Raw genomic sequence first — 7,033 nt, 5'->3', positions numbered from 1 at the left:
ATTATCATTCCATGCTCGCTTTAGCATTTACTATGATGTGGCTACCAATGTGGGCTGATTAATATATATACTACAAAGATCAACAGCCCCTAGTATCTATGTCTACACTTACCGCCAAAGTGTACGCCACAGATGCTGTATGGCCTTCAAAAACCACTTACAAATATGCAAACGTAAATGGTAAAAAAATATTTTATCGAGAAGCAGGCAAGCAACATGAGCAAACAATTGTACTTTTACATGGTTATCCGTCGTCATCACATAGCTACCGTGAGCTTATTCCGCTTTTATCTGGGCGTTATCATGTGATAGCACCTGATTATTTAGGCTCAGGTTATAGCGACCGCCCAAACCCAGAAACTCAAAAATATACTTTTGAATTACTAGCTCAATACGTTGAAGGGTTACTCACAACGCTTAAAGTAAAGCGCTACAGCCTATATATACAAGACTTTGGGGCGCCCGTAGGCTTTAGAATGCTGTTAAATAATCCTAATAAACTTGATGCACTTATTGTACAAAATGGTAATGCGTATTTAGAGGGGCTAACCCTACCGAGGCAAGCATTTTTTAAAGCCGCGAATGAAGATAGTTCGAAAGCTCAGCAAGATAAAATTTATTCGTTCACGTCTGAACAAACCATTATTAATAAGCAGTATTTACGAGACGTACAAAGTAACCCAGAAGTGATGAGCCCAGATAGCTGGACGCACGATCTTCACTTTTTACAAACCAAAGCCGATAGAGTAATTCAAGTGCAATTGCTACAAGATTACTACAACAACCTTCTCGACTATCCAAAGTGGCAAGCTTATTTACGCAAGTACCAACCACCAACGTTAATTGTATGGGGTAAAAACGACCCAGCATTCATAGCCGAAGGCGCTAAAGCATACTTAAAAGATGTACCGAACGCTGAACTCTATTTACTCGATTCAGGGCACTTTAGCGTTGAAGAAAAACCAGTAGAAATTGCAAAGTACATTATCGACTTTATGAATAAGCTAGCTCAATAGTAAGCCTTTTATTTTGGTTTAGTATTTATAGCGAACATAAAAAAACGCTGAGGGTATAAACCATCAGCGCTTTATTAAGCTCAAGCTAAATCCACAAAAATCACATTTAATATGGATAAGTTATACTTTTATGTATTTAACCTTCTTCTTCAATAAGCGACTCTAGTAGGTCGTGTATTTCAGCTTTAAGCTCTTTGTCTTCAATTTTATTGGCGCTGACTTTAGCATTTTGAAGGTTTTTAATAGCTTCATCTTTTTGGCCAAGCTCAAGCTGTAATGTAGCCATTGAAAAAGAAACCGACGACATGTGATCTTTGTTATTAATCGCAATCGACTTTTCTAATGCTTTTTCGTAAGTAGTAATTGCCTCTTCTAACTCTTCGGTAAAATCAGCTAAAGTTTCCCATTGTACAGGGTGATCTTTTGAGGTGTTTTCGTTTTCAATACAAATAGCTTTTAATTGAGCAAATAACGACTCAAACTTTTCACGGTTATTTTTGTTAGCCGCCGCCATTAAATCTTCTGCTAGATCATGTACCGCTTTATATACTTTTGTATTCATCATCACTGGTTATCCTTTAATGCAGCTAAACTCATTTACTCACTCAATTTAGCTAAAATGTATCATTACAGTCATTATAAAACGTATTTAAACAACTGATTTATTTAATTTGGTGTATAGCGTAATAATACATTAATAATGAACATCGCGTAGGCGTTAAACACTCTGAGATTAAACTTTATCGCAATTACTCTTGGTAAACTTACACGCTGAATAAACTTGCAACCCAATCCAACGTAAAAATGGTCGTAAAGACTTTAAGTGCAATGACAACTAAAAATAATAGGATGATTGCCGCTTTGGCTTTGCTACTTTTAAGATTGTTCCAATACAATAGCTTTGCATTAAATTCTGTTTTTAACTTAGTGACAGCCTCCTTCATAATAACGCCCTGCTTAGGTATCTGCGCTCAGCAACATTTAACAATCACACAGTTGCTCAAGCGGGGTTTGTAATATTTTTCGCTACCTTTAGAGTAAACCATTAAATAAAGCCTGTACTATATAAAATGTAACAAAGGGTTTTAACTTAAGTTATTGTATCTAACTATTGTTTACACACCCAAAAATTAAAGGATGGGTAAATTCAGTAGAGCGTTAATAATAAATTTGGTGCTACACTAATAACTAACTTAAACTCGTTAACAGCCAACCAAATTAGCAAATTATGAAAGAATGCAACCAGTGTGGTAAATGCTGTATTAAATATGGCGGCGGCGATTTAAGCGCAACGAAAGAGGAAATAGATTTATGGGAGCTCTTTAACCCCGAAATTTATGAATACGTTAAAAACAACGAAATTTGGTTTGACCCAAAAACAGGCTTAAGACTTCAAGTGTGCCCATTTTTAGAAATTGCGCCTAAAAAAGATCCTCTCGCTAAAAATATGTATACCTGCAGTATTTACCTCGACCGCCCAGAGGACTGTCGCCACTACCCAAGCCTCATTCCTGAAATGATCAGAGACGAATGCGAAATGATTGAACCTATCGACATAAAAAATCAAACCAGGGCTCAACATAAACTAGATATACTTATGATTGATAGTCGGTAACTCTCTTTTAAACTGCAACAGGTTATTGGTTATTGGTTATTTTTAAATAAGAGTAAACGTGTATACCAACAACCTATAGCCACAACAATAGAGCCAAAGAAAATTACAAATAAGGGTATTATAGGCTCATTCCATCCCATTGGAATAATTATAATAAATGGAGTTACACTCGCTAAAAGAACCATAGGTAAATTAAAAACATTAAATTTTTTTAATAAAATTGATATTGGTACCCCATAAACAAGTAGTGCGGGATAAACATAAAATAAGCTTCCGCCAACCATTAAGGCATCTGTTTTCTTTTCGGCCAATAGCACAAGTAAATATAATACACATAAAGATCAATCACTAATGCATACGAATTATGCCATCTATTTTTAAAATTTAATAAGACTTCTGTGATAATTAAAGATTGTCTATGAATTTAAAAAGCGGACGAATAACAACTAAGGCCACTAATAATTAGTGACCTTGCTTTTTATATCATAACAAATAGTTAGTTTTTTAAATTAAATATCATCACTGTACTCAAACGCTTGGAGCGTCACGCTGCTAACAAATCCGCCATCATCAGGATATGTAACTAATATTGTATTATTGGTTTTTAACAGCTCGTTTGGTACTTCGATTTCTAGCATACTAAATACTTGTGGGCGAAATACTTGCTCATCACCGGCATAATCGGTTGGTACAGTAACTAAAGTGTCATTTACTTTAACGATAGGTTGTTGAGCTAAATCATGCTCTCTACCAAAACTTAAACGCAATATACCTTTACCATATTCACTTATTTTTACATCGTTAATGTTAAATTTAAGCGCTGTATTGGCTTTAATTGCCTGTTTGTAGGTTGTTGCATAGTATTTATGCTCGTCAGACTCAGCAATAATTTTTATATTGTCGCTGAACGTATATTCAATAATTACTGTGGCTTCTGCGCCTATGTTAATGCTTTTTGGTAACTCATTTTTTACACCAATATTTTGTGATGTTGTTGTAAGTGTTGGCTCACCATTAGCAAAGTGCAAGTGCTTAATTTTAATGTTATTAATCGGATTGCTTGGTAGCTCTGTTAAATTTAGCAAGGCGCTATTAGCACTTGTTTCTAAATTACTGATAATTACATATGCTTTGTTATTGTTTACATAACTATCTACTAGTAAGTCGGCTTCGTTTGATTCAGTATTAACACGTGTGCCATTTACATCTGACCACAATTGATAAAATTTAATAATGTCGGTGAATACATATTCATCGCCTGTTTCACCTGTTTTTTCGTCATTGTGGCGTAGTAAGCGCCAAGCATAATCGCGTCCCTCATTACCACTCCACTCTGCTTTTGCTAAACTAAATGGAATGGCTTTAAGTATGAGATTCGGTTTAGCCATAAATTGCATCATCATAGGGCTAAACGATTTCATAGTTTGCCAGTCATTTATTGCAGTCCATGGCGTTGCTTCTGTTTTATGGTCACGCCCGCCGTATTCCGAAATCATGAAAGGTTTTACCTTACCTAGTTTAAGCTTTTCGTATTGCTCCATCATATCCATAGTGGCTTCTATACGGGCTCCTTTAAAGTTAGCAACGCCTTTATCGCGGTTTAAGTAGCCAAAGTCATAAAGGTGAATCGAAAAATAATCCATGTATTCACCGCTGGTATCTAAAAATAGCTTCATTCGCTCATCCCAACGATTGAAATTGTTATCGTCAAACCATGGAAAGGCAGTGGTGTACCCACCAATCTTAATACTTGTATTAACTTTTCGTATGCCTTGGGCTACTTCGTTATGAAAAATAAATGTATCGATAGGCTTACCGTGATGTACATCAACAAGTTCGTAAAGTGGCTCATTAAGTATTTCAAGGTATTGTGGGCGTGCTGGGCCTTTGTTCGGTCCTTGGTTGTCATTTCGATAAAATTCATTTACAAAATGTCCCATGTATTGACCCACGGCATCGGTATTAGCAAAGCTCCATTCGCCTTTGCCTTTATGATTACCAATCCAAAACTGATTAATTTGCCCGCCTATCATTACATGGGCTCTATTGTCGTATTTATGAAGCTTCGACAACGTTTTACCATAATAATCTTCGCGAGCAGTTTTGCCATAAGCAGCGATACTCTCAGGGCTTGCGTACCCTAGATTATTTGGGTTTTGCTCAACTTGAGTCGCGTAATACGGCATAGAACCGTTATCACGACCAAAGTACACATCAAGGTCGTTAAGTAAGTAGTCGAGCTTATCTTCTTCCCCCTTCCAATCGGTTGTTGTTAGCATCGAGTGCATAACAATATATTTGCTTCTATCAAAGGTTGATAGGCCGTCAATACTTCGCTTTACGTTTAAATTTACGGATACTTCTGGCTGTGCGACTAAATTGCTTGATGCAGTACATGCAAATGCAATTAAAAGTGAGCTAATGACTTTCATGGGTTATTTCCTTATTTTAATTGTGTGTGAGTTTTGCTTTCTAATTGAGCAAAAAAGATCATAGTTTTAGCTACATGTTCGTGCCAATACTCCCAGCAATGGGTGCCTGCAAAAATATCGAACGTATGAGGAACATTTTTATCAACTAGCTTTTTTGCAAGCGCAGTATTAGCACTAAAAAGTACATCGTCTTTTCCGCAATCAAATCGCAGTGGCGGTAATGTCTTTTTATTCGCGCTCAATGTTTTAAACACGTCGCCTTTGTACTTATCAGTGGTTTTTTTTAGTGGCTTTAGAGTGTGTTCATCAACAAAGTGATTAAAGTCGTCAAGCTCAGTAATTGATGAATGCGCTGATATACCGCTAAAAATAGTTGGATGCTTTGCACCTAAACATAATGCTCCATACCCTCCCATTGAAAGGCCCGTAATATAAATATTTGATGAGCTCGAGCACATTGGTTGAGTTTGAATAACAGCGCTAATCACATCATCAACTATCCATGCTTCATAATCTGCATTTTTAAGTGGCAAATACCCGCTGCCCTCGGCGTGCGCGCCATCTGATGGCATCACTAATACAAACTCGTTAAGGCCACTGCTACGAAGCTGCTGATACACTTTATGTACGCCCCCTAGCTGGCTCCACACCCAGTGGCTACCATACACACCATGCAGTAATACAATTATAGGTACATTTTTATTACTGGTTGCTTCTTGGTAAATGCTTATATCACCTCGCCCTTTTAAGTGGCTGCTATACGCGGTTAGCGTTACAAAGTTATCAGCGGTGTAGCTGCTATTTGATATTTCTAAACGATGAATTGCCATTTTATACTCCTTTAATCATCAAACACGACGACACCTTTAGCGATACGCCCTGCTAGCATGTCGTCAAAGCCTGTTTGTAACTCATCTAACGAGTAAGTTTTTGTGACTAGCTCATCGAGCTTGAGCTTTTTTGCGTCATAAAGGTCTAGTATTTGAGCAAAGTCGCGCTTAGGATTACATTGCCCGTAGAGCGGATTTATATAAATTTTATCCCACTCAAATAGTTCGCAATCAAAATCTATTTTTTGCTCAATGCCACTCACTTGTACCGCAACTCCCGCGCTGCGTATTAATGCTAATGGCGCTGAACCAAGTGCCGGCACTGCTGTACACTCAAAGGCATAATCGGCTCCGCGACTATTTGTTAGCGCTTTAACTTCGTTTATCATGTGAACTAAATCAGGGTCATACTTTTTAGCAAGTACGGTATGTGTAGCACCAAATGCTTTAGCTTGTGTTAATCGCTCCGGTGACAAATCAATTGCTATTATTTTAGCGGCGCCTGAAATTGCAGCCCCTTGTATTGCATTTAGTCCTACGCCTCCACAGCCTAATACGGCCACTGAAGAACCTGCTTTTACTTTAGCTGCATTAACTACTGATCCGTAACCGGTCATTACGCCGCAACCAACAATACTTGCACTTGGAAAAGGAATGTCACTGTGTATTTTTATAACTGCAGCAGCCTTAACGACGGTGTATTCGCTCATCGTACCTAAATGAAATGAGCGCTCTAAGCTATTGCCATTATGCTCACACGCTTGTTTACCTGCGTGTCCGCATAAACCATTGCCAGTTACGGGGCTATTTACTTCACAAATGTGTAAATTACCCTCTTGGCACTGGAAACACTCACCACACGGAATTGCCCAATTTAGTATTACTTTATCGCCGATAGTAAATTCCGTTATACCTTCGCCCAACTCAACAACGGTTCCTGCGCCTTCATGACCAATGATAAATTTTTTATTCCACGTTTTAATTGAATCCCAATCTGTATGACAAATACCTGAGGCTTTTATTTTAATTTTTACTTCGCCAGCACTTGGTTTTCCGACATTAACGGTATCGAAGAAAAAACCGCCTTTTCCATCTGCAATTGCAGCTTTTGCCTTGTACATGTAGACTCCTAAGTCTCTA

The 7,033-nt window shown here is 37.7% G+C and carries 8 protein-coding genes; 2 read left to right on the top strand and 6 right to left on the bottom strand.

The window, feature by feature from the left end:
• The first annotated feature begins 98 nt into the window (after positions 1–98).
• Positions 99–1,016 carry an alpha/beta hydrolase gene (locus tag GQR56_RS15490; protein WP_166113101.1) on the top strand — a complete coding sequence of 306 codons (918 nt, stop codon included), beginning with the start codon at positions 99–101 and terminating at the stop codon, positions 1,014–1,016.
• 136 nt (positions 1,017–1,152) lie between these two features.
• On the opposite strand, the gene GQR56_RS15485 is transcribed toward GQR56_RS15490, so the two are convergent.
• A complete protein-coding gene (locus GQR56_RS15485; protein ID WP_007586178.1) occupies positions 1,153–1,581 on the bottom strand; it encodes a hypothetical protein in 429 nt (142 codons plus the stop codon).
• Between the two features lie 199 nt (positions 1,582–1,780).
• Positions 1,781–1,960, bottom strand: a complete 180-nt coding sequence (locus GQR56_RS15480) for a hypothetical protein (protein WP_024592379.1) — start codon at positions 1,958–1,960, stop codon at positions 1,781–1,783.
• A gap of 284 nt (positions 1,961–2,244) precedes the next feature.
• Here GQR56_RS15480 and GQR56_RS15475 point away from each other — a divergent pair, with 284 nt between their 5' ends.
• Positions 2,245–2,631 carry a YkgJ family cysteine cluster protein gene (locus tag GQR56_RS15475; protein WP_007586180.1) on the top strand — a complete coding sequence of 129 codons (387 nt, stop codon included), beginning with the start codon at positions 2,245–2,247 and terminating at the stop codon, positions 2,629–2,631.
• A gap of 29 nt (positions 2,632–2,660) precedes the next feature.
• Here GQR56_RS15475 and GQR56_RS15470 read toward each other — a convergent pair whose 3' ends face one another.
• From GQR56_RS15470 to GQR56_RS15455, 4 genes are all read right to left on the bottom strand, one after another.
• Entirely contained in the window at positions 2,661–2,942 is a 282-nt protein-coding gene (locus tag GQR56_RS15470; protein WP_166113046.1) for a hypothetical protein, read from the bottom strand.
• A 198-nt stretch (positions 2,943–3,140) separates the two neighbouring features.
• Complete coding sequence (locus GQR56_RS15465; RefSeq protein WP_166113100.1) at positions 3,141–5,063, bottom strand: beta-agarase; 1,923 nt, start codon at positions 5,061–5,063, stop codon at positions 3,141–3,143.
• 11 nt (positions 5,064–5,074) lie between these two features.
• Positions 5,075–5,893 carry an alpha/beta hydrolase-fold protein gene (locus GQR56_RS15460; protein ID WP_166113099.1) on the bottom strand — a complete coding sequence of 273 codons (819 nt, stop codon included), beginning with the start codon at positions 5,891–5,893 and terminating at the stop codon, positions 5,075–5,077.
• A gap of 11 nt (positions 5,894–5,904) precedes the next feature.
• Positions 5,905–7,014 (bottom strand): Zn-dependent alcohol dehydrogenase, encoded by a 1,110-nt coding sequence (locus tag GQR56_RS15455; RefSeq protein ID WP_007586186.1) that lies wholly within the window; start codon positions 7,012–7,014, stop codon positions 5,905–5,907.
• Positions 7,015–7,033 lie beyond the last annotated feature (19 nt).

Source organism: Pseudoalteromonas sp. Z9A5, from assembly GCF_011378875.1.
In the GTDB taxonomy this organism is placed as follows: Bacteria; Pseudomonadota; Gammaproteobacteria; order Enterobacterales; family Alteromonadaceae; genus Pseudoalteromonas.
This window is presented reverse-complemented; position numbering and strand designations above follow the sequence as displayed.